The organism is Sphingobium sp. LSP13-1-1.1 (assembly GCF_040676415.1).
Lineage (GTDB): Bacteria > Pseudomonadota > Alphaproteobacteria > Sphingomonadales > Sphingomonadaceae > Sphingobium.
Genome location: NZ_JBEGHU010000089.1, coordinates 125,563 through 145,935, shown reverse-complemented (window position 1 = coordinate 145,935; position 20,373 = coordinate 125,563). Strand labels below are relative to the sequence as shown.

At 65.4% G+C, this 20,373-nt stretch carries 20 protein-coding genes; 2 read left to right on the top strand and 18 right to left on the bottom strand.

Annotation, left to right across the window (positions count from 1 at the left end):
* Positions 1-3: 3 nt before the first annotated feature.
* From MRBLSP13_RS22310 to MRBLSP13_RS22225, 18 genes are all read right to left on the bottom strand, one after another.
* On the bottom strand, positions 4-951 hold the full coding sequence (locus MRBLSP13_RS22310; protein WP_133653712.1) for a cell division protein FtsQ/DivIB: 948 nt from the start codon (positions 949-951) through the stop codon (positions 4-6).
* Positions 944-1,894, bottom strand: a complete 951-nt coding sequence (locus MRBLSP13_RS22305) for a D-alanine--D-alanine ligase (RefSeq protein ID WP_363739206.1) — start codon at positions 1,892-1,894, stop codon at positions 944-946. The genes MRBLSP13_RS22310 and MRBLSP13_RS22305 overlap by 8 nt, the downstream gene beginning before the upstream one ends.
* On the bottom strand, positions 1,891-2,811 hold the full coding sequence (gene murB, locus MRBLSP13_RS22300) for a UDP-N-acetylmuramate dehydrogenase (protein ID WP_363739204.1): 921 nt from the start codon (positions 2,809-2,811) through the stop codon (positions 1,891-1,893). Before murB ends, MRBLSP13_RS22305 begins: the two co-directional genes overlap by 4 nt.
* Positions 2,808-3,005: a hypothetical protein gene (locus tag MRBLSP13_RS22295; RefSeq protein ID WP_363739203.1), complete on the bottom strand. Its 198-nt coding sequence runs from the start codon at positions 3,003-3,005 to the stop codon at positions 2,808-2,810. The genes murB and MRBLSP13_RS22295 overlap by 4 nt, the downstream gene beginning before the upstream one ends.
* A complete protein-coding gene (murC, locus tag MRBLSP13_RS22290) occupies positions 3,005-4,426 on the bottom strand; it encodes a UDP-N-acetylmuramate--L-alanine ligase (RefSeq protein WP_363739201.1) in 1,422 nt (473 codons plus the stop codon). The genes MRBLSP13_RS22295 and murC overlap by 1 nt, the downstream gene beginning before the upstream one ends.
* 58 nt (positions 4,427-4,484) lie before the next feature.
* Positions 4,485-5,651, bottom strand: a complete 1,167-nt coding sequence (gene murG, locus MRBLSP13_RS22285; protein ID WP_363756671.1) for an undecaprenyldiphospho-muramoylpentapeptide beta-N-acetylglucosaminyltransferase — start codon at positions 5,649-5,651, stop codon at positions 4,485-4,487.
* Positions 5,648-6,850 (bottom strand): FtsW/RodA/SpoVE family cell cycle protein, encoded by a 1,203-nt coding sequence (locus MRBLSP13_RS22280; protein ID WP_363739197.1) that lies wholly within the window; start codon positions 6,848-6,850, stop codon positions 5,648-5,650. Before MRBLSP13_RS22280 ends, murG begins: the two co-directional genes overlap by 4 nt.
* 24 nt (positions 6,851-6,874) lie before the next feature.
* Positions 6,875-8,200 carry a UDP-N-acetylmuramoyl-L-alanine--D-glutamate ligase gene (gene murD, locus MRBLSP13_RS22275; RefSeq protein WP_363756669.1) on the bottom strand — a complete coding sequence of 442 codons (1,326 nt, stop codon included), beginning with the start codon at positions 8,198-8,200 and terminating at the stop codon, positions 6,875-6,877.
* A 5-nt stretch (positions 8,201-8,205) separates the two neighbouring features.
* The gene (gene mraY / locus MRBLSP13_RS22270; protein ID WP_133653704.1) at positions 8,206-9,279 is read right to left on the bottom strand and encodes a phospho-N-acetylmuramoyl-pentapeptide-transferase; all 1,074 of its coding nucleotides are present in this window, start codon (positions 9,277-9,279) and stop codon (positions 8,206-8,208) included.
* Positions 9,279-10,655: a UDP-N-acetylmuramoyl-tripeptide--D-alanyl-D-alanine ligase gene (locus tag MRBLSP13_RS22265; protein ID WP_363756667.1), complete on the bottom strand. Its 1,377-nt coding sequence runs from the start codon at positions 10,653-10,655 to the stop codon at positions 9,279-9,281. The genes mraY and MRBLSP13_RS22265 overlap by 1 nt, the downstream gene beginning before the upstream one ends.
* Positions 10,652-12,106, bottom strand: coding sequence for a UDP-N-acetylmuramoyl-L-alanyl-D-glutamate--2,6-diaminopimelate ligase (locus MRBLSP13_RS22260; RefSeq protein ID WP_363756665.1), 1,455 nt, complete (start codon positions 12,104-12,106; stop codon positions 10,652-10,654). Before MRBLSP13_RS22260 ends, MRBLSP13_RS22265 begins: the two co-directional genes overlap by 4 nt.
* Positions 12,106-13,806, bottom strand: coding sequence for a peptidoglycan D,D-transpeptidase FtsI family protein (locus tag MRBLSP13_RS22255; RefSeq protein ID WP_363756664.1), 1,701 nt, complete (start codon positions 13,804-13,806; stop codon positions 12,106-12,108). The genes MRBLSP13_RS22260 and MRBLSP13_RS22255 overlap by 1 nt, the downstream gene beginning before the upstream one ends.
* Positions 13,807-14,457 carry a colicin transporter gene (locus tag MRBLSP13_RS22250; RefSeq protein WP_363739187.1) on the bottom strand — a complete coding sequence of 217 codons (651 nt, stop codon included), beginning with the start codon at positions 14,455-14,457 and terminating at the stop codon, positions 13,807-13,809.
* Positions 14,454-15,419 (bottom strand): 16S rRNA (cytosine(1402)-N(4))-methyltransferase RsmH, encoded by a 966-nt coding sequence (rsmH, locus tag MRBLSP13_RS22245; protein ID WP_363739185.1) that lies wholly within the window; start codon positions 15,417-15,419, stop codon positions 14,454-14,456. The genes MRBLSP13_RS22250 and rsmH overlap by 4 nt, the downstream gene beginning before the upstream one ends.
* Positions 15,416-15,913: a division/cell wall cluster transcriptional repressor MraZ gene (locus tag MRBLSP13_RS22240; RefSeq protein ID WP_363739183.1), complete on the bottom strand. Its 498-nt coding sequence runs from the start codon at positions 15,911-15,913 to the stop codon at positions 15,416-15,418. Before MRBLSP13_RS22240 ends, rsmH begins: the two co-directional genes overlap by 4 nt.
* 185 nt (positions 15,914-16,098) lie before the next feature.
* Positions 16,099-17,334 carry a Gldg family protein gene (locus MRBLSP13_RS22235; protein ID WP_363739181.1) on the bottom strand — a complete coding sequence of 412 codons (1,236 nt, stop codon included), beginning with the start codon at positions 17,332-17,334 and terminating at the stop codon, positions 16,099-16,101.
* 15 nt (positions 17,335-17,349) lie between these two features.
* Positions 17,350-17,655: a hypothetical protein gene (locus MRBLSP13_RS22230; protein ID WP_133653697.1), complete on the bottom strand. Its 306-nt coding sequence runs from the start codon at positions 17,653-17,655 to the stop codon at positions 17,350-17,352.
* Positions 17,656-17,696: 41 nt separating this feature from the next.
* Positions 17,697-18,692 (bottom strand): cysteine synthase A, encoded by a 996-nt coding sequence (locus tag MRBLSP13_RS22225; protein ID WP_363739281.1) that lies wholly within the window; start codon positions 18,690-18,692, stop codon positions 17,697-17,699.
* Between the two features lie 174 nt (positions 18,693-18,866).
* On the opposite strand from MRBLSP13_RS22225, the gene MRBLSP13_RS22220 reads away from it, so the two are divergent.
* The gene (locus tag MRBLSP13_RS22220; protein WP_414714741.1) at positions 18,867-19,820 is read left to right on the top strand and encodes a cell wall hydrolase; all 954 of its coding nucleotides are present in this window, start codon (positions 18,867-18,869) and stop codon (positions 19,818-19,820) included.
* Between the two features lie 391 nt (positions 19,821-20,211).
* Complete coding sequence (locus tag MRBLSP13_RS22215) at positions 20,212-20,340, top strand: entericidin A/B family lipoprotein (protein WP_025546951.1); 129 nt, start codon at positions 20,212-20,214, stop codon at positions 20,338-20,340.
* Positions 20,341-20,373: the final 33 nt, after the last annotated feature.

The following is a 20,373-nucleotide window of genomic DNA, read 5'->3' as shown; positions in this document are numbered from 1 at the left end:
GGTTCAGCCTTCCTCGCCCTTGGCAGGCGCTTCGGCGCTCGCGGCGGGCTTGTCGCCGGATTGGCCGCTTCCCTGCCCCTGCGGCAGGCGCAGCACGAAACGATCGGGATCGCGCATGTCGAACTTGACGATACCCCGGCCCAGCAGGCGGTTCACCCCGTCCATCCGCGCGAAATTGACCAACGCCGTGGCCGACGGCTTGTCGCCTTCGGGCAGGGACAGCGTCTCGCCCGATTGAAAGCGCAAGTCCCAGCGCCGGTTCCCGACCCAGGTGGCGCCCGCCAGCATGGGTTTGAGCGCAGGCGCATTTTCCATCAGCCTGTTGAGACCCGCGGTCTGCAGATTGGCGTTGGGGCCAACGACCAGCGGCAGGTCCGGCATCGCCCCTGCCGATACCGATTGCAGCACCACGCCGGCCACGTCGATCAGGTGAAGCTGCCCATCATGCTGCCACACCGCAACCGGATCGCGCTCGACGATGTCGACCACCAGCGTATCGGGCAGGCGACGGGAAATGCGCGCATCCTTGACCCAGCCGAGCTTCAGCATGTCAGCCCGCACCCTGGGCAGGTCGAGCGAGAGCATCGACCGGCTCACCTGGCCAAGGGCGATATTGTAGATGGGCAGTTCGTCCATCCGCTCGACGCCGCGCACTTCGACTTTCTCGACCTCGAAGCCTGCCTTGGCCGCCAGTTCGGACGCCTTCTGCCCGGCCATGGCGGGAAGGCCCGACCAGATGGCGATACCCACCAGCGCCGCCAGCACGATGCCGACGATCGCCCAGCTCGCCATGCGCTGGAGCGTCTCCTCGCTGACCGGCAGCAGGTCGATCAGACCGTCGATCCAGCTCCGCTGCTTGACCGAACGTCCTCGCCCACCGCTGCGGCCGCGCGTGCCGGTCGTGCGCGCCAACCGCGCCGTTCCGCCACGCCGGATGCGTGCTTCAGCCATGCTTCGTCCCCCCTGCGCTCTTCAGCGCGTCCTCGACTATACGCTCCACCAGCTCGGCATAGTCAATGCCCAGCTTCGCCGCCTGTTCAGGCACCAGGCTGAGCGGCGTCATGCCCGGCTGCGTGTTCACTTCCAGCAGGAACAGCCCGTCGATCCCCTGTTCATCGTCCCAGCGGAAATCAGCCCGCGACGCCCCCTTGCAACCCAGCAACTGGTGCGCGCGCAGGGCAATGGCCTTGCAGGCTTCGCTGATCTCCTGGGGAATATCGGCGGGGCACACATGCTCGGTCATCCCGTCCGTATATTTGGCGTCGAAATCGTAGAAACCGCTTTTCGGACGCAATTCCGTGACCAGCAGCGCTTCGTCGCCCAGCACGGCGGTCGTCAATTCCCGCCCGCGAATATAGGGTTCGGCCAGCAACTCTTCGAAATGCAGCCACGGACCCTCGACATCCCGGCCGATCGGCGAACCATGATTGCCGTCCCTGGTCACGATGGCGACGCCGACCGAACTGCCCTCATTGACCGGCTTCACCACATAGGGGCGCGGCAGGGGATCGCCCTCGAACAGGCTTTCGCTGCGGACGATATGCCCGCCGGGCATGGGGATGCCATGGGGCACCAGCGCCTGCTTGGTAAGCTGCTTGTCGATGGCGATGACGGAGGTGGCGAGGCCCGAATGGGTGTAGGTGATGCCCATCAGGTCCATCATCCCCTGCACGGTGCCGTCCTCGCCGGGAACGCCGTGAAGGGCGTTGAACACCACGTCCGGCCTCACCTCCGCAAGGCGCAGCGCGATGTCACGATCCATGTCGATCCGCGTGACCCTGTGGCCGCGCGACTCCAGCGCCTTGGCGACGCCCTCGCCCGACGAAAGCGAAACCGGCCGTTCGGCGGACCACCCCCCCATCAGGACGGCAACATGCCAGGGGCCACGGGTCATCTGTCTTTTCCTTCAACCAGCTGAACGCCCACCCTTTGAATTTCCCATTCGAGGTCGATGCCGCTCTTTTCCTTCACCCGGCGGCGGACCTCCTCGCCCAGCGCCTCGATATCCGCGCTCGTCGCGTCGCCCAGGTTGAGGAGGAAATTGGTGTGCTTTTCCGAAACCTGCGCGCCACCCTGTCGCAGCCCCCTGCACCCGGCCTGATCCACAAGCTGCCAGGCCTTGTGCCCATCGGGATTCTTGAAGGTCGAGCCGCCGGTCTTGCTGCGAAGCGGCTGGCTTTCCTCGCGGGCGGCGGCGATGCGATCCATTTCCGCCTGGATGGCCGCCGGCTCGCCAGGAACGCCCCGGAAAATGGCGCTTACCACGACGGCGCCGTCGGGAAGGGCGCTGTGGCGGTAGGTGTAGCCCAGCGCGTCGATCGGCAGCGTCACCCGTTCGCCCGACCGCAGAACAACATTGCATTCCACAAGGATATCGCACGTCTCACGGCCATAGGCGCCCCCGTTCATCCGCACGAAGCCGCCGACCGTGCCGGGAATGGAGCGCAGGAATTCAAGCCCCGCTATGCCCGCGTCCCGCGCCGCCGAGGAAACAAGGATGCCCGATGCTCCTCCCCCGCAACGCAGGCTGGTCGCATCGACCTGCTCCACCCTGGCGAATGGCTTGCCAAGGCGCACCACCACGCCCGGAACCCCGCCGTCGCGCACGATCATGTTGGACCCCAGGCCCAGCGCCATCACCGGAATCGCAGGGTCAAGCCGCGCCAGAAAATCAGAAAGATCGTCCGCGTCCTTCGGCTCGAACAGCCATTGCGCAACACCGCCCGCCTTGAACCAGACGAGCGGCGCCAGCGGCGCATCGGCCCTGAGCGAGCCGCGAACCGGGGGAAGGGACGTGACCGCCAGCGTCAATCGCGCATCCCCCAGAGCCGCATCCAGCCCTTCATCGCCTTCACACCCGCTTCGCCCGCCCGCCCGGCGGCGGCCCCGGCGTCCACATTGCGCTGCGCTGCGTCGACCATCTGCTGGGCCACTTCGATGCCCTGCATCTGGAGGTCGATCATGCGCTTCTGCATCTCGAGGCCAACATTGAACAGCTCGAACATCAGGCGGCTTCCTTCTCCGCAACGGCGGAGGCAAGGCCCGCCGCCCATTTGGTGATGTCGCCCGCGCCAAGGCAGATGATCATGTCGTCCGCCTGCACATCGGCGGCGATCAGGCGGGCGAGATCGTCCGCACCCTCGACCGTCGCGGCGTTGCGATGGCCCCGGCGCTTCAGCCCCGCGACCAGTTCCGCGCTGTCCACCCCTTCGATCGGCTGCTCGCCGGCCGGATAGACCGGGGCGGCATAGACGATGTCGGCGTCGTTGAAGGCCTGCTGGAACTCATCCATCAGGTCGCGCAGACGGGTGAAGCGATGCGGCTGGACCACGGCGATGACCCGGCCTTTCGCTCCTTCGCGGGCGGCGGCCAGCACAGCCCTGATCTCGACCGGATGATGACCATAATCGTCGATCACCGTCGCGGTACCGCCCCCGACGGCGATTTCCCCGACTTTGGTGAAGCGCCGCTTGACCCCGCCGAACTTGGCGAAGCCGGTCTGGATCGTCGCGTCATCGATGCCCATCTGCAGCGCCACGCCGATCGCCGCCATGGCGTTCAGCACATTGTGGCGGCCCGGCATCGGCATTACGATCCCCTCGATCCGGCGCAGCGATCCGTCACGCTCACGAATCTGCACATCGAAGCGGTTGCCGCCCGGGATCGGCTGAACATTCTCGCCGCGAATATCCGCCTGGGCGGAGAAACCATAGGTGACGATGCGCCGGTCCTGCACGCGCGGCAGGATCGCCTGCACCTCCGGATGGTCGAGGCAGAGCATCGCCGCGCCATAGAAGGGCACATTCTCGACGAACTCGACAAAGGCATCCTTCACCTTGTCGAAGCTGCCATAATGATCGAGATGTTCCGGATCGATATTGGTGACCACCGCCAGCGTACCATCGAGGCGCAGGAAGCTGCCGTCGCTCTCGTCGGCCTCCACGACCATCCACTCGCTGTTGCCCAGCCGGGCATTGGAACCGTAGCTGTTGATGATGCCGCCATTGATCACGGTCGGGTCCACCCCGCCCGCGTCCAGCAGCGCCGCAACCATGGAGGTGGTCGTGGTCTTGCCGTGCGTGCCCGCGACAGCCACGGTGGATTTGAGGCGCATCAGTTCCGCCAGCATTTCCGCGCGACGGATGACGGGCACGCGGCGTTCCAGCGCCAGATCGACCTCGGGATTGCCCTTCTTGATCGCGGTGGAGGTGACGACGACAGCAGCATCGCCCAGATTTTCGGCCTTGTGGCCGATCATCACCGGAATGCCCTTCTTGCGCAGTCCCTCGACCACATAGCCTTCGGCCACGTCGCTGCCCTGAACCTTGTAACCCAGATTGTGCATCACTTCGGCGATGCCGGACATGCCTATGCCGCCAATGCCGATGAAATGGATCGTGCCGATGTCGGTGCCGACACCCTTCATGCGCGGGATTCCTTATTCATGAAACAGGGAGAACCTTTCAGGCCGAGATTGCCGGACTTCACGCGGGAACCCCCTGCAGATTGAGGCTTGCCGGGGTCGGCCCGACCTTCACCGGATCGTTGATGATCGGCGCCGTGCCGATGCTTTCCAGCAGATCCGCCATGTCGCGTGCCGCATCGGGGCGGCCGCAGGCGCGGGCGCGTTTCGCTGCGTTCTGGAGCGCGCCCGGTTCCAGCGCCATCTTCTGCATCTGCTTGGCAAGCTCGACCGCCGTGAAGCGCGCCTGCGCAATGGTGCGCGCGCCGCCGGCCTCGGTCATTTCCCGGGCATTCGCGGTTTGGTGGTCGTCCATCGCGCTCGGCAGCGGGATCAGGATCGCGGGCCGGCCTGCACAGGTCAGTTCCGCCAATGTGGATGCGCCCGCACGGGCGATCACCAGGTGCGACCAGCCCAGCTTCTCCGGCACATCGTTGAAATAGGTCGCCAGGTCCGCCGGGATTTCGAGGTCGGCGTAGAGCTTGCGCACCCGCTCGATATCCTCGGCGCGGCATTGCTGCGTCACCTGCAGGCGGCGGCGGAGGCTGAGCGGCAACATGCCCAGCCCGTCGGGCACGACGCTGGAAAGGATCGTCGCACCCTGGCTGCCGCCGATCACCAGCACGCGGAACACGCTTTCATCAGTCAGCGCGGGGAATTCCTCCTCGCGCAATTGCTTCACTTCCTCGCGCACCGGATTGCCGACCAGATGCACCTTGCCGGCATAGCGGTCCTTGAGCCGCCGGACGTCGGGATAGGCGGTCGCGATCGCGTCGACCCGCCCCGCCAGATAGCGGTTCACCCGCCCCAGCACGGCATTCTGTTCATGAATGGCCGTCGGAATGCCGTCGGCCAGCGCGCCCAGCAGCGCGGGCATGGCGGGATAGCCGCCGAAACCCACCACGGCGGTCGGACGGAAGGTCTCGTTCAAACGCCGCGCCATCGCCCGGCCTGCAAGGATCGCCTTCACCGCGCCCGGCCAGCTCTTCGGATTCCTGGTCATGCGCCCCGCCGGCATGACATGGACCTGCGCCTTGTCGAAAATGCCGGGAATCTTGGCGCCGCGCTCATCCGTCACCAGCGCGACATGGTGGCCGCGCAGCATCAGTTCCTCGGCGACGGCATGCGCCGGAATCATGTGCCCACCCGTCCCGCCGGCGGCGAGGACGAAGTGTCGGGAAATACTCATCGACCACTCCATTTGACGACCGTGTGCCGACCCATGAAGGGATTGCGTCGCGTGAACGCGAGCAACAGGCCGACGCCGATACAAAGGGCCAGCATAGAGGAGCCGCCATAGCTGATAAAGGGCAGCGTCATGCCCTTTGACGGAAATATCTGCGCATTGACGCCCATGTTGATGATCGCCTGCAGCCCGAATTGCGTGGTGAGGCCCGCCGCGGCGAGGATGGTGAAATTATCATCCTCGTCCAGCATGCGCAGGAAAACGCGCACGACGATCGCCAGATAGACGCAGGCAATGCCGATGCACGCAAGCAGGCCGAACTCCTCCCCGATGACGGAGAAGATATAGTCGGTATGCGCTTCGGGCAGGCGGAACTTGTTCTGCCCCCCGCCCGGACCCACGCCCAGGAAACCGCCATGGGTGATCGTGCGGAAGGCCAGCTCCGTCTGGTCCGGCCCCATATCCTGTGCAACGCCGATCCCCAGGAAGTCGTTGATCCGCTGGCGGCCATTCTCATAGAACATGTACATCAGCACCAGGCCACCGAGCCCCACGCCCGCCATCGCGCCGATGAAGCGCATCGAAACGCCCGACAGCAGCAGCAGGCCACCCCAGCAGGCAAGGAAGATGACCGTCTGGCCGAAGTCCGGTTGCTTCATCAGGATCGCCGCGATCAGCAATGTCAGCGCGCCTGTCAGCGGGATCACGGGCAATGTCATGTCCTTGCCGCGCAGCGACAGCAGCCAGGCCATGGTGACGACATAGACAGGCTTCAGGAATTCCGACGGCTGGAACCGGAAACCCGGCAGATCGATCCAGCGCTTGGCGCCGTTCACGACCGAGCCAAGCACCGGCACCAGCAACAACGCCACGGCAAAGACGACGCACAATATGAAGGCCAGCCTGCGCGCCTGCGTCCGGGGCAGCATGGAGATCACCAGCATGATCGGCAGGCCGATGAATACCCACATCAGCTGGCGATAGAAATAGATGAGCGGCGTCACCGAAACCGTGCTGGTCGACCGATCGATCGCCGCCACCGGGGACGCCGCCGCCACCGCCACCAGCCCGATCGCCATCAACGCGACGATCAGCGACAGCAGCACGCGGTCGATTTCCCAGAACCAGATGGCCAGCGCCGTGCGCTCCCGCGGGACGGTGCGGTTCCTGAATTCCTTTACAAGATCGCCTGCCCTCGACATGCCCCCAGGTTCCTCCGCTTCCCTTTATTCCAGCGCGGCCACGGCAGCGACGAAGGCATCGCCTCTCGCCTCGAAATCGCGGAACTGGTCGAAACTGGCGCAAGCCGGCGACAGCAGCACCACATCCCCCGGCTGGGCCACCCGCGCCGCCCGGCGAACGGCGGCCGATAGCATCTCGCTATCGTCCACCGCCATATGCGATCGCAGCAGTTCGGCGAACATAGCGCCCGCCTCACCGATGGTATAGGCATGGGCGACATTGCCGAAATAAGGTTCGCACTCGTCCAGATTGTCGGTCTTGGCAAGGCCGCCGACAATCCAGTGCAGGCGCGGCCGCCCATCGATCGGCGGGTAGGCGGCGAGCGCAGGGGCGGTCGAGGCGGCGTTGGTCGCCTTGCTGTCATTGACGTAGAGGACGCCGTTCAACTCGCGCACCCGCTGCATCCGGTGGGGCAGGCTGGCATAGCTTTGCAGGCCCTTTTCGATCGCCGCTTCATCGATGCCGAGCGCGCGGGCGACGGCAATGGCGACGGCAGCGTTCTGGGCATTGTGCGGGCCTTGCAGCGCTGGCCAGCCGGCCTGGCGGCTGGGATCGATGTCGGCGGCTTTCACCGCCATCACGCGCTCGTCGTCGGCTGCGCGGGAATGACGCACGGACGACAGGATCGAACGGCTCGGTTCATCCTCAGCGGCGATCACCGCGATATGATCGCCCGCCTGCATTTCAAACAGCCGCGCCTTGGACGCCACATAGCCTTCAAAGCCATTATAGCGATCCAGATGATCGGGCGTGATGTTCAACAGCACCGCCACGTCGCAATCGAGACTGCGCGTCAAGTCGATCTGGTAGCTGGACAGTTCCAGCACATAGACGCCGCCGTCGGGCAGCGGGTCCTGCCCCAATATGGGCAGGCCGATATTGCCGCCCATCCGCGTCGGAATGCCCGCCGTCTCGATGATGTGATGGACCAGGGCCGTCGTGGTGGACTTCCCGTTGGTCCCGGTGATCCCGACCACCCGATGCTTCGGCAGGGTGGGACGGGCAAGCGCGAACAACTCTATGTCCCCAACGACCGGCACGCCCGCGAGCTTCGCATGCATGGCGATGGGATGCCTGTTTAGCGGCACGCCCGGCGAAACCACCACGCCGTCAAAGCCCTTGAGGTCGATTTCGGTGGGGTCGGCCAGTTCCGCCTTGCCCTCGACGGCGGCGCGCGCCTCGTCCCGGCTGTCCCAGGCGACGACCTGCGCGCCGCTGGCGGCGAGGCATTCAACCGTCGCCAGCCCGGACCGCGCCAGGCCCAGAACCGCATATTTCCTGCCTGCAAAGACGTCCGAAACGATCCCCATGGCGCTCACCGCAACTTCAGCGTGGCAAGGCCGGCCAGCGCCAGCACGAAGGAAATGATCCAGAAGCGGATCACCACGGTCGGCTCAGCCCAGCCAAGCTGCTCGAAATGATGGTGGATCGGGGCCATCTTGAAGACCCGCTTGCCGGTCCGCTTGTAGAAGAAGACCTGGATGATGACCGACATCGCCTCCACCACGAACAGCCCGCCGATCACGCCCAGCACGATCTCATGATGCGCGGTAACGGCGATCACGCCAATGGTGCCGCCCAGCGCCAGGCTGCCGGTATCGCCCATGAAAACGGCGGCAGGCGGCGCGTTGAACCAGAGGAAGGCCAGCCCCGCCCCGATGATCGCTCCGCAAAGAATGGTGAGATTGCCCGCCCCCGGCACATGCGGAATGCCCAGATAATGGGCAAAGTCGGCGCGCCCGACCAGATAGACGATCGCCATGAACGCCATGCAGGCAATGATGACCGGCATGGTCGCAAGCCCGTCCAGCCCGTCGGTCAGGTTGACCGCATTGCCGAATGCCACGATCACGAAGGCGGCGAAGAGGAAATAGAACGGCCCCAGCTCGATTGCCGGGCCGTTGTAGAAGGGCAGGTAAAGCGCGGTATTGCCATGCTGGTTGACGATCAGCCAGGCGGCGAAACCGGCGATCAGAAATTCGAACGCCAGCCGCATCTTGCCCGAAAGCCCCTTGTGGCTGGCCTTGGTCACCTTGTCATAATCATCGAGGAAACCGATGGCGCCAAAGCCCAGCGTCACGAACAGGCAAGCCCAGACATAGATGGACGACAAATCCATCCACAGCAGCACCGACGACATCACCGACGTCAGGATCATCAGCCCGCCCATGGTCGGCGTGCCCCGCTTGGCCAGATGGGTCTGCGGGCCGTCGTCGCGGATCGGCTGGCCCTTGCCCTGCCGCACGCGCAGCCATCCGATGAAGCGCGGCCCGATCAGCAGGCCGATGATCAGCGCGGTGGCGATCGCCGCGCCGGCGCGAAAGCTCAAATAGCGGATGAGGTTGAACACACCCGCGAAATCCATTGTCTGGGCAAGCCAGTAGAGCATCAGTTCTTCGCTTCCTGTAGCGCGGCCACGAGGCGCGACAGGCCGATGCCGTTCGACCCCTTCACCAGGATCGCATCGCCCGCGCGTATTTCACTTCTTACAAGATCGGTTGCCCTGGCGGTGTCGGGGACATGGTCGAAGGGCATGGCGCCTCGCAGCGCCTGGGCCAGCGGCTCCATCTCCTCCCCCACCAGAACCGCATAATCCACCTGCCCCGCGGTCAGCGGCTCGACCAGCGAGGCGTGCAATTCGCGGCTGCGGTCGCCCAGTTCGCGCATCCCGCCCAGCACGGCAATGCGCCGGTCCGCCTGCTCGCGGCCCAATTGCTTGAGCGTCGCCGCCATGCTCAGCGGATTGGCGTTGTAGCTTTCGTCGATCAGCAACGCCTCGCCACCCTCGACCGGCAGGATGCTCCTCTGCCCCCGGCCCGGCAGGCCCGGCATTTCCGCCAGCGCCAGCCCCGCCGCGGCCAGGTCGCCGCCCAGCGCCTCGACCGTCGCCAGCACCGCCAGCGCATTGGAAACCCAATGCTCGCCCGGCGCGCCCACGGTCAGGCAGAGCTCCACGCCCGGCAGCGCCGCCGTGACCAGCGTGCCGCCACCCGCCGCAGGCACGGTTTCACGCGCGCGCACGTCCGCCTGCGTATCGAAGCCGAAGGTCAGGATGCGCGCCGCATGCTTCTCCGCCTTGGCATAGAGGGTCGCGACATGCGGGCTGTCATAGGGGATGACCGCCGTGCCGCCCGGCTCAAGCCCCTCGAAAATCTCCGCCTTGGCCTCCGCGATCTTCTCCTCGGTGCCGAAAAATTCGATATGGGCCGGCGCGATGGCGGTGACGATGGCGACATGCGGCCGCACCTGCCGGGTCAGCGCCGCCAGTTCACCGGCATGGTTCATGCCCATCTCGAATATGCCAAAGGCCGATTCGCGGGGCATGCGCGACAGGCTGAGCGGCACGCCGACATGGTTGTTGTAGCTCTTGACGGACCGGTGAACCGCCCCCGGAAAGGCGCGGTCGAGCGCATGAAACAGCGCTTCCTTGGTGCCGGTCTTGCCCACCGATCCGGTGACCCCGATCACCTTGCCCTGCATCCGCGCGCGCGAGGCGCGGCCAAGCGCCTCCAGCGCCGCCGCGCTGTCGGGCACCAGCACATGGGGCTGGGCGATCGGCTGGCTGACGATGGCGCCCGCCGCACCCTGACCGAAGGCCTTGTCGACGAAGCGATGGCCATCGGTCGCCTCGCCCTTCATCGCCACGAACAGATCGCCGCCTGTTACTTCCCGGCTGTCGAACGCCACGCCAGAAACGGCGAAGGGCGCCGAAGCGACGCCCCCTGTGGCCTGCGCAATCTCTTCCGAGGTCCAGAGTGCGCTCATCCGGCGCATTCCCGCGCCACGGTCACATCGTCGAAGGGCAGCACCCGATCCCCGATGATCTGGCCCTGTTCATGCCCCTTGCCCGCCAGGAGCACGATATCGTCCGCGCCCGCCTGCGCGATGGCGGCGGCGATGGCGGCGCGACGTCCGCCGATCTCCTCCGCCCCCGACGCGCCCGCCATCACGGCTGCGCGGATGGACGAAGGCTCTTCCGAACGGGGATTGTCGTCAGTGACGATCACATGGTCGGCGAGCTCCGCGGCCACCTTGCCCATTTGCGGCCGCTTGCCCGCGTCGCGATCGCCGCCCGCGCCGAACAGGGCGATCAGCCTGCCCCGTGTATGCGGCCGCAGCGCTTCTATGGCGGCGCGCAGCCCATCGGGCGTATGGGCATAATCGACATAGACCGGCGCCCCCGCGCGAGTGATGACGGCCCGCTCCAGCCGCCCGCGCACGGGCTGCACCCGGCCGAGCAGTTCCAGCACCTTGCCCGCATCCTCGCCGCCCGCGATCACCAGACCCGCGGCGGTGAGCGCATTGGCCGCCTGATAGGCGCCGATCAGCGGCAGGTTCACCTTGCAGGACTTGCCTCCAAGATCCTTGGCCAGCTCGACTTCCAGCGCCTGGCCCAACTGGGTCGGGGTGCGGTTGGCAAGACGCAATGCCTGCCCCTGCACCCCGACGCTCAGCACACGAAGCCCCCGCTTCGTAGCCCGCTGGAGAACCTTGTCCGACCATGCGTCATCGGCCCAGACGACCGCGGTGCCGTCGGGCGCGACGACCTCGTCGAACAGGCGCATCTTGGCTTCGAAATAGCTGTCCATGTCGCCGTGATAATCCAGATGATCACGCGACAGGTTGGTGAAGGCGGCGGCCGAAACCGGCAGGCCTTCGGTGCGATATTGGGCCAGGCCATGGCTCGACGCTTCGAACGCAGCATGGCTGATGCCCTCGCGCTTCAGGCCCGACATGTTGGCAAGGAAGGTGACGATGTCCGGCGTGGTGAGCCCGGTGGACACCTGATCCACGGATGTCGTGACGCCCAATGTGCCGATGGAGGCGGATTTATGTCCCAGCATCCGCCAGAGCTGCCGAGCCAGTTCGACGGTGGAGGTCTTGCCGTTGGTCCCGGTGACGGCGACGGTCACCTCCGGAAACGGCGCGAAATAGCGGGCGGCAAGCTGGGCGAACAGGCGGCGGGGGTTGTCCGACGCAATATGCATCGCGCCTTGGACCTTGGCCTGCGGCCGGGCGACGACCGCCACGGCCCCGGACTGCACGGCTGCGGGAATGAAGTCCTCGCCATTGACGCGCGCGCCCTGGAAGGCCCCGAACACCGTGCCCGGCGCCACCTTCCGGTTATCGATTGCGAAGCCCGACACCGGAACGTCCAGGGACGCTCCCATGTCGAGCTTCGCATCCAGCCCCTCGATTAGCGACCCGAGGCGCATTATTCTTTCTCCTTGTCGCCGTGCAGCAGCGGCATGAGATCGGAAATATCGACGTCGCGCCGCTCATCGGGCAACACGCCCAGCATCGGCCCGGTGCGCTCCACCACCCGCTTCACCACCGGCGCCGCTGTCCAGGCGGCCGTGCGCAGGCCATATTGGCCCGTCGCCTCGTCCATGGTGACGAGGACCACATAGCGCGGATTGTCCATAGGGAAGGCAGAAGCGAAGGTCGTCACCAGTGAAGTCTTGTTATACCGGCCTTGCTGAGGTTTTTCGGCCGAACCTGTCTTGCCGCCCACCCGGTATCCCTTGGCGTCGGCGGAACGACCTGTACCTGCCGCCACGATCATGCGCAACAGCTGGCGCATGCGCGCGCTGGTAGCGGCTGAAAAGACGCGCCGGCCCTCCGGAACCTCGTCCGCCTTCAATTTCCGCAGCGTAGCAGGCCGCCAAAGTCCGCCATTCACCAGGGCGGCATAAGCCGAAGCGAGATGCAAAGGCGTTACGGCGATGCCGTGCCCATAGGAAACGGTGAGCGTCGTGATCCGCCCCCAATTGACCGGCCAGAGCGTGCCCGCCCGTTCGTTGAGTTCGATCGGCGCGCGCTGGTCGAAATGCAACTCGCGGAAAAGATGCTGCAAAGGCTCCGCACCCATCTGGTCGGCGATCCGGGCGGTCCCGATATTGGAGCTGTGCACCAGGATTTCGGGCACGTTGATCCAGCGGCCCAGCGGATGGTCGTCCTTGATCCGGAAACCCGCAATGGCGAGCGGCGCCGTCGCGTCATAGGTCTTCGACATGGACGTGACGATGCCACGGTCCATCGCCGCGCCGATCGACAGCGGCTTGAACGCCGAACCCAGTTCATAGCGGGCCTGCACCATATGGTTGCAGAGCGGCGATTCGCTGCAATTCTTGCCCGCATAATCTTGCAGCTTGTTGGGATCGAACACGGGAATCGACGCCATGGCGATCACTTCGCCGGTATTGGCGTCCAGTATCACGCCGCCCGCCCCCTTGGCTCGGGTCTGGACGAGCTGGGCATAGAGTTCGCTCTCCAGCGCGCCCTGCACCCGGCTGTCGATGGACATGGCAAAGGGCTGGCCGCGCATCGCCGGATCGGTCAGCCGGTCGTTGAACGCCGCCTCCACCCCCATGCCACCCTTGCCGTCGGCATTCGGCGCGAACCCCAGTAGATGGGCGGCCAGGGTGCGCTGCGGATAGAGCCGCTCCTTCTCACGCGGAAATTCAATGCCAATCTCGCCCAGCGCGTTCACGGCGGCCACCTCTTCCGGCAGCGCCCGGCGACGCAGATAAGCCCAGCCGCGGCCCGTCAACTTCTTGTAGAAGGCGCTTTCCGGTTCGTCGGGGAAGATCTCATGCAGCTTGCGCGCCAGTTCGGAGGGGTCTCCGATCAGTCGCGACGGCCGCACCGCGATCGAATAGGCGTCCATGGTACGCGCCAGCGGCACGCCGTTGCGGTCCACGATGTCGGCCCGCGCCGGAAGGCCGCCCATCGCGTCGCCGCCACGCCCATTGCCGGCAAAGACCCCCACCCAGGTCAGGCGCAGGATCAATACCGCCGTGATCGCCATGAACAGGATCAGCAGCAGCATCAACCGGTTATGCGCGATCGCCGTCAGGTCAACGCGCTGCTTGCCTGCTCTCGCGCCGCCCGGCTGGACGATGATCGTCGCCATTTAGCGGTCCCCCTTGGCGCGCTCGCGCTTCGCCTTGGCACTGATGTCGCCCAGCGTACTGTCGTCAAGCAGCTTCGCGTCCAGCATCGCCATCCGCTCAGCGTGGCGGACGACGGGATTGGGCTTGGTGGTGTCGGCGTCCTCCTTCGCCTTTTCCCTGGCGGTCTTGACGGCGGGCTTCGCGATCTTGTCGACATTGTCCGCGGCATGCGCCTCCCGGATGACGGCGATATCGCTGCGGATCTGGGTCGGCGCGGGGCTGGCGGGGGCAGCCTGCGGCGCGGACGGCAGGTCGGCGGGCGTCTCCACCATCGCCACCATCACCGGCGGCGCCACATAATCGGGGCCATTGGGCTGCACCCCGTCGAGATGCGCCAACGCCCGCTCGCCCGCCAGATATTGCTGGGCGGTGGGCGTCGCATACATGAAATCGTCCTGGTTCCAGCGCTCAAGCTGCCGCATGTTCGCCCGCGCGCTGAACTCGGTCTCCAGATAGCGGATGTCAGCCTTCGCCCGCGCGATCTGCGTCCGCACCTTCATCAGTTCGTTGCGCTCCGTCGCGACCTTCAGCGACACCATATAGGCGCCCAGCGCGCCCAGCGCGACGAGAAGGATCCAGATCAGGCTCTGCAATCTCTTGACCGCGATCATGAGCGGGAACTCCGGGGGGCCACAGGGGCGGACGTACGAATGGCGCTGCGCAGCGTGGCGGATCGGGAGCGTGGATTGCGCGCCAGTTCCGCCATGCCGGGCCGCACCGCCTTGGCGGGCTTTTCGAAAGTAGGCGCCGACCCCGACTGGCGCTGGGGCAGATGCCGTGATCCGCTCGCCTCGCTGCCGCTGCGGTTGCGCAGGAACTGCTTGACGATGCGGTCCTCCAGGCTGTGGAAGGTGACGACCGCGAGCCGGCCGCCCTCCTCCAGCATCGCTTCGGCCGCCTCCAGCCCCCGCTCCAGTTCCTCCAGCTCGCGATTCACATGGATGCGTATCGCCTGGAAGGTGCGGGTGGCCGGGTCCTTCTTGTCATGCGGCTTGTGGCCGAGCGCCTTGCGCACCACGCCGGCAAGCTGCCCGGTGCGCTCCAGCGGCCGCGCCTCGACGATCGCCTTCGCCACGCGGCGTGAGCGCGGCTCCTCGCCATAGCGATAGAGGATGTCGGCAATCTCCTGCTCAGGGGCATTGTTCAGGAAATCGGCGGCACTCATCCCGCTCTGGCTCATCGTCATGTCGAGCGGGCCGTCACCCTGGAAGGAAAAGCCCCGCTCCGGCCGGTCGAGCTGCATGGAGGACACGCCGATATCCAGCGTGACACCGGAAACGGACGCCACGCCCCGTTCCGCCATCGCTTCTTCCATCCGGGAAAATTCTCCGGCGATCAGGGTGATGCCCTTTTCGTCGGCCAGCGCCCGCCCTTCGCGAATCGCGTCGGGATCGCGGTCGAACGCGAAGACCCGCGCGCCCTTGTCCACCATGGCGGCCGAATAGCCCCCCGCGCCGAACGTGCCGTCGACATGAACCTCGCCGGGGTTGATGGCGAGGGCGCGAAGCACTTCGTCGAGGAGCACCGGAATGTGGCGGTCAGGGTCCTGGGCAAGGCCGGCGGAAACGCTCACTTGCCTCCTCCAGCCGCCCGCTGGTCCAGCCAGCGCCGGACCTTGTTGCGGATCAGTTCGGGCCGGTCCTTGCTGTCGACCAGCGTTTCCGGCTTCCAGATCTGGATGTAGCGGCCCACGCCATAGAAGAAGACGGCGTCGGTGATGCCATATTCGTCCTTGATGTCGGGATGCATGGCAAAGCGGCCTCCTTCGTCGAAGTTCACCTCCTCGATCGTGCCGAGACGGCGCTCCAGCTCCAGGTCGGCATCATAGGGGCGGCCTGCGGCGCGCGCTTCGCGGGCCAGTTCCTCGACTTCGGTGAACAGGTGGCGGCGATGCGATTCGCCAAAGGCCGTGGCGCAGGGGTTGCCGCCATGGACCGACAGGAAAAGTCGCGTTTCATTGCCGCTGGACAGCTTGATCTGCCGGCGCATCTCCAGGGGCAGCACGAAACGGCCCTTGCCGTCCGCGACGCTGAACGCGTTGCCCGTGTAGAGAATGACGTCCGACACTTTTCGACTGCTGCCCCTCTGTTCGCAGGGCGCAGGCCGTCGCCAGCCGAATTCGCGCGGAAGCGAACCGGCTCACAGGACTAGCAAAGCCTGACAAACCCCTATGGCTTTCAAATACCAAGCCACGGGGTTCAAGAAAAGGGATATTTTGGGAAAAGCCGGGAAATCCTGTTTTGTTCTGGTAATTAACCGTCTTTGAGGAGCGTTGGCTGGTCAAACTGTGGTGAAGAAGGGGCGGAAGGAGCCTTCCGATACGGCCTGAAAAGCACCGTTCCCAAGGCTGCCCAGAAAATCCCGACGATCACCGCCCAGCGGACGGCCGTGACCAGGGCGTCGCCCGACCGCACCCAGCGCCGCCCGGCCGGAAGCGTGGCGCCCAGTGCATCCGCGACGAATTGCGGGGTATCAGCGGTCCACTGCTCCGGTTCAAGCGGCGCAGCGGGATCCGCCAGCCAGAGCCGGTCATCGACAAGGTCGGCGTCCGCGACCATGGTCACGCTGCCCTTGCCCACGCCGCAGCGCGCCACCAGTCCACGCCCGATGATGCGGCAGTCGGATCCCGCATCCTTGAAACCGGAGGCCGCATACAAAGTGAGCACCCGGCCGTCTCCCAGGAAATGGCGCTTTTCCCCCGCCTCGGGCGGCATGAGTTTGACGCCCCAATATTCGATCATCGCCCCAAGCAGGGTGATGGCTGGCGGCCGCCGCCGGTCACCCAATGGCAATTCCATCGGCCAATGCAGTTCAGGATCCACCAGCAGCAAGGCCCTGCCGCCCCGGCTGATCCAGGCGTTCAGCGCCACCAGTTCGGCCATTGAAAAAGCCCGCGGCTGGGCCAGCAGGAGCGTCCTGGCCCCGCTGGTTTCGAGCGAAAGCGGAGAATCGAGCGGCCGCACGTCGAACCGCTGGCGAAGGACGGTAATGATGGGAGCATCCACTTTGGCCTCGCCGCGCCAGAAAAGCGGCAGGCCGGTGATCACAGCCATTTTGGGAAGATGGGTCGCTGGCTGAACGGGGGGATCCCTGGCGAGCCAGCACATTGCCACGGCCAGCAAGGCCAGGCCGGCCCCGGCGATCCGCCCTGCCCCGGCCGTTGCAGGAGCCCGCAACATCAATCCTGCAATCACGGCCACCAGCACCACCGCAAGCAACCAGGTCAGCGGCACCAAGGCCGGCACGCGCCAGGCCGCCAGGAACAGGCAGGACAGCACCATCCCAACCGTCCCCAACCCGATCCACCAGACGGCGCCCTCCGTTCGGCGCCTCCCGATCAGAGCCGCCGCCGGGATCAACAGCAATGCCGGAGCCATCCACCCGCGGGGATCGACCTGCCCGGTGCGCAACAGCGATGCCAGCCCGCCAAGCAGCACCAGCAGGCCCGGCGCAAGCAGAAGCAGAAATGTCCGCAGGGCAGCCTTCAAGCCGACGCCGCCGGCTCAGCGCGAAGCCGGCTGAATCTCACGATCCATGGGTTTCTTGAGATTGGGGTCCGGTTGCAGGTCCGGCACGATCGGCGCCTGTTCCGGGGCGGGCTGCACGCCCAGTTCCGCCAGAGGCTCCTTGGGCGACACCGCGTTCACGTCCAGCGTGGGAACGGTCGGCGGCGGCACCGTCGGATCATCGACCCGTGCCTTGTCGATCACGATATTCGCCAGACCCACGAGCAACACCACGCCCGCAAGCCCGGTCAGGCCTATCTGGACACGCTGCAACCCTTCCTGTTGGCGGGGTGTTTCAGCCATGAAGCGCTCTTTTTTCTCGCCGCCGCGACCCTTGTCGGCGCTCAACGAGTGTGCGCGAGCCAGGGGAAGACAGTCAAGCCCTTCGATTCGAGCCACTCGCGGTTGTAAAGCGTTGAAAGGTAACGAAATCCGGTATCGCACAGGATAGTGACGATCCGCTTGCCCGGCCCAAGCTGCTTCGCAAGCGCCACCGCGCCCGCGACATTGATGCCCGATGACAGGCCCAGGCACAGCCCTTCATCGGCCAGCAGACGCCGCACCCAGAGCAACCCTTCCTCATCGGAAATGCGGAACTGCGTATCGATCGGCGCGCCTTCCAGATTGGCGGTGATGCGCCCCTGCCCAATGCCCTCGGCCACCGAAGACCCCTCGGCTTTCAACTCGCCATGGGCATAATAATTGTAGAGCGCCGCGCCATGAGGATCGCTGAGCGCAATGGTGATATTCTCATCATGCGCCTTCAGGCCCAGCCCCACGCCGGCGATCGTCCCACCCGTGCCCGCCGCGCAGGTGAAGCCGTCGATCTGCCCATCCATCTGCGTCCAGATCTCTTCGGCCGTGCCGATGATATGCGCCTTGCGATTGGCGATATTGTCGAACTGGTTGGCCCAGATCGCGCCTTCGGTCTCCTCCGCCAGCCGCCGGGACGTGTGGACGAAATGGCCGGGATTGGAATAGGGCGCGGCCGGCACCGTCACCAGTTCCGCCCCCAGCGCCCGCAGCGTGTCCATCTTTTCGCGGCTCTGCGTCTCGGGCATGACGATGATCGTCCTGTAACCCTTGGCATTTGCCACCAGCGCCAATCCGATGCCGGTATTCCCCGCCGTACCTTCGACGATCGTGCCGCCGGGCTGCAACAGCCCCTTTTCCTCGGCGTCATTGACGATGAACAGCGCCGCGCGATCCTTCACCGAAGCGCCGGGATTGGCGAATTCGCATTTGGCGTAAATGTCGCAACCCGTTTCTTTCGACGGGCCGGCAAGACGCACCAACGGCGTGTTGCCAATCAGGGCGAGACTATCTTTCTGAACCAGCATCGCCTCCGCATAGCGGACCAGACACGCGCTTGCCAAGCAACGGATTGATGACCGCGCGAAAGTCACGATTGTCGGCACCCGCGTTAAGCCTTGCATCATCCATCGTCCCAGAGCGGGACAGGCGCGATTCCGCAGAGGAACTGGCAAGGCTTTTCCCCTATGAGGAGCGCCAGCATGCGGATTTTCAGCGAAAAAAGGGGTCTGAAAGGCCTTTGGACGGCGGCAAGGCATGGCGTCGCCGTCATGCTTGTGCTGCTCGCGCTCGCAGCGCCTCGCCTGATCACCGCAGCGCCGCTGGACCTGCTGGCCGCCCGCGAGGCGCAGGATGATCCTGCCGAGAAGCCCGGAGAGAATTTCCCCGGATCAGCCTTCTTCTTCGCCCAGGGCGCCTTCGATCCCGTCCCCGGCGCAGCCACGCTGCAAAGCGAGCATGTGCTGGGGCTTGACGCCGTGCAGGCCGCCCCCACCATGGCCTTTCGCGGCCTGACGGCGCTCGACAGCTATCGGGCCCTCAACTGCCTGACGTCCGCCATCTATTATGAGGCGGGCAGCGAGCCGGAGGAAGGGCAGCGCGCCGTGGCGCAAGTCGTCCTGAATCGCGTCCGCAATCCCGCCTGGCCCAAAAGCGTCTGCGGCGTCATCTACCAGGGATCTGAACGCACCGATTATCGCTGCCAGTTCACCTTCAGTTGCGATGGTTCCATGATGCGCGTGGCGGATACCGCTGGGTGGGCCCGCGCGCGCCGCATCGCCGCCCAGGCGCTTTCAGGCGTGGTCTATCGGCCCGTCGGCCTCGCCACCTATTATCATACCCTGGCCGTGCGACCCGAATGGGCCGGCGCGATGCGGCCCGTAGCCGTGATCGGTGCGCATATCTTCTACCGTCCGCCCGGCGCGGACGGCACGGCCGCCGCCTTCCGCATGGCCTATATGGGGCGGGAGACGCAGTCAGGGCCTGCTCGCTCTGTCTGGAAGGCGGACGCTCCCTTGCCCGCTTCGGCTGTGACAACCATCACGCCTTCACCGCCCGTCAGTGCGATTGCGCCGCCCCTGCCCGTACCGGGAACCAGCCTGCCGCAATCCGGCATCAGGCCCGAATATCGCAACAGCGGGCGTCCATTGATCTGATCGCCGCACCTTTTTTTGCAAGGCAGTCCGGATTTTTTACGGTTTCCATGGCGGAAACCATTTAAGTCTTTGAAATAATTTGAAATAAATTTCCGAACATTTTTCCCGACCTGCGGAACCGAATGCCGCCTCCGATGGTTCTGCACTGCGGATAGCAAATCTTTTGCCCCCCGCTCTTGCTATCCAAAAAAACATGAGCCCGGAACGCATCTCCCCCCCCCGACGCGTTCCGGGCTCAGAACTTTTCAGGGCAATCCACGCAAATCAGAGATATTTTCGCTTTCGGAACGCTTTGCCGACCGGCGGGTTGTTTCCTGGTCACCGGCATAAGCCCCGGTTGAACCATGTCCTGCCGGCAACGCAGGACAAAGGCTCTCAAGAGGAGATGATGATGACCAGGAAGATATTAGCCGCGCTTTTGCTGACAGGTTCATTGATGGTCGCGGCATGCAACACGGTCGAGGGCGCCGGCAAGGACGTGCAAAGCGCCGGCCAGGCAGTCGAAAACGCCGCAAACTGATCATTGGAAAGGCTCGCTTCGCCGCGAGCCTTT

Bases quoted from the DNA above. Each gene is read 5' to 3' on its own strand.
- MRBLSP13_RS22310 (WP_133653712.1), bottom strand. From the start codon at position 951: ATGGCTGAAGCACGCATCCGGCGTGGCGGAACGGCGCGGTTGGCGCGC.
- MRBLSP13_RS22305 (WP_363739206.1), bottom strand. From the start codon at position 1,894: ATGACCCGTGGCCCCTGGCATGTTGCCGTCCTGATGGGGGGGTGGTCC.
- MRBLSP13_RS22295 (WP_363739203.1), bottom strand. From the start codon at position 3,005: ATGTTCGAGCTGTTCAATGTTGGCCTCGAGATGCAGAAGCGCATGATC.
- murC (WP_363739201.1), bottom strand. From the start codon at position 4,426: ATGAAGGGTGTCGGCACCGACATCGGCACGATCCATTTCATCGGCATT.
- murG (WP_363756671.1), bottom strand. From the start codon at position 5,651: ATGAGTATTTCCCGACACTTCGTCCTCGCCGCCGGCGGGACGGGTGGG.
- MRBLSP13_RS22280 (WP_363739197.1), bottom strand. From the start codon at position 6,850: ATGTCGAGGGCAGGCGATCTTGTAAAGGAATTCAGGAACCGCACCGTC.
- murD (WP_363756669.1), bottom strand. From the start codon at position 8,200: ATGGGGATCGTTTCGGACGTCTTTGCAGGCAGGAAATATGCGGTTCTG.
- mraY (WP_133653704.1), bottom strand. From the start codon at position 9,279: ATGCTCTACTGGCTTGCCCAGACAATGGATTTCGCGGGTGTGTTCAAC.
- MRBLSP13_RS22265 (WP_363756667.1), bottom strand. From the start codon at position 10,655: ATGAGCGCACTCTGGACCTCGGAAGAGATTGCGCAGGCCACAGGGGGC.
- MRBLSP13_RS22260 (WP_363756665.1), bottom strand. From the start codon at position 12,106: ATGCGCCTCGGGTCGCTAATCGAGGGGCTGGATGCGAAGCTCGACATG.
- MRBLSP13_RS22255 (WP_363756664.1), bottom strand. From the start codon at position 13,806: ATGGCGACGATCATCGTCCAGCCGGGCGGCGCGAGAGCAGGCAAGCAG.
- MRBLSP13_RS22250 (WP_363739187.1), bottom strand. From the start codon at position 14,457: ATGATCGCGGTCAAGAGATTGCAGAGCCTGATCTGGATCCTTCTCGTC.
- MRBLSP13_RS22230 (WP_133653697.1), bottom strand. From the start codon at position 17,655: ATGGCTGAAACACCCCGCCAACAGGAAGGGTTGCAGCGTGTCCAGATA.
- MRBLSP13_RS22225 (WP_363739281.1), bottom strand. From the start codon at position 18,692: ATGCTGGTTCAGAAAGATAGTCTCGCCCTGATTGGCAACACGCCGTTG.
- MRBLSP13_RS22220 (WP_414714741.1), top strand. From the start codon at position 18,867: ATGCGGATTTTCAGCGAAAAAAGGGGTCTGAAAGGCCTTTGGACGGCG.
- MRBLSP13_RS22215 (WP_025546951.1), top strand. From the start codon at position 20,212: ATGACCAGGAAGATATTAGCCGCGCTTTTGCTGACAGGTTCATTGATG.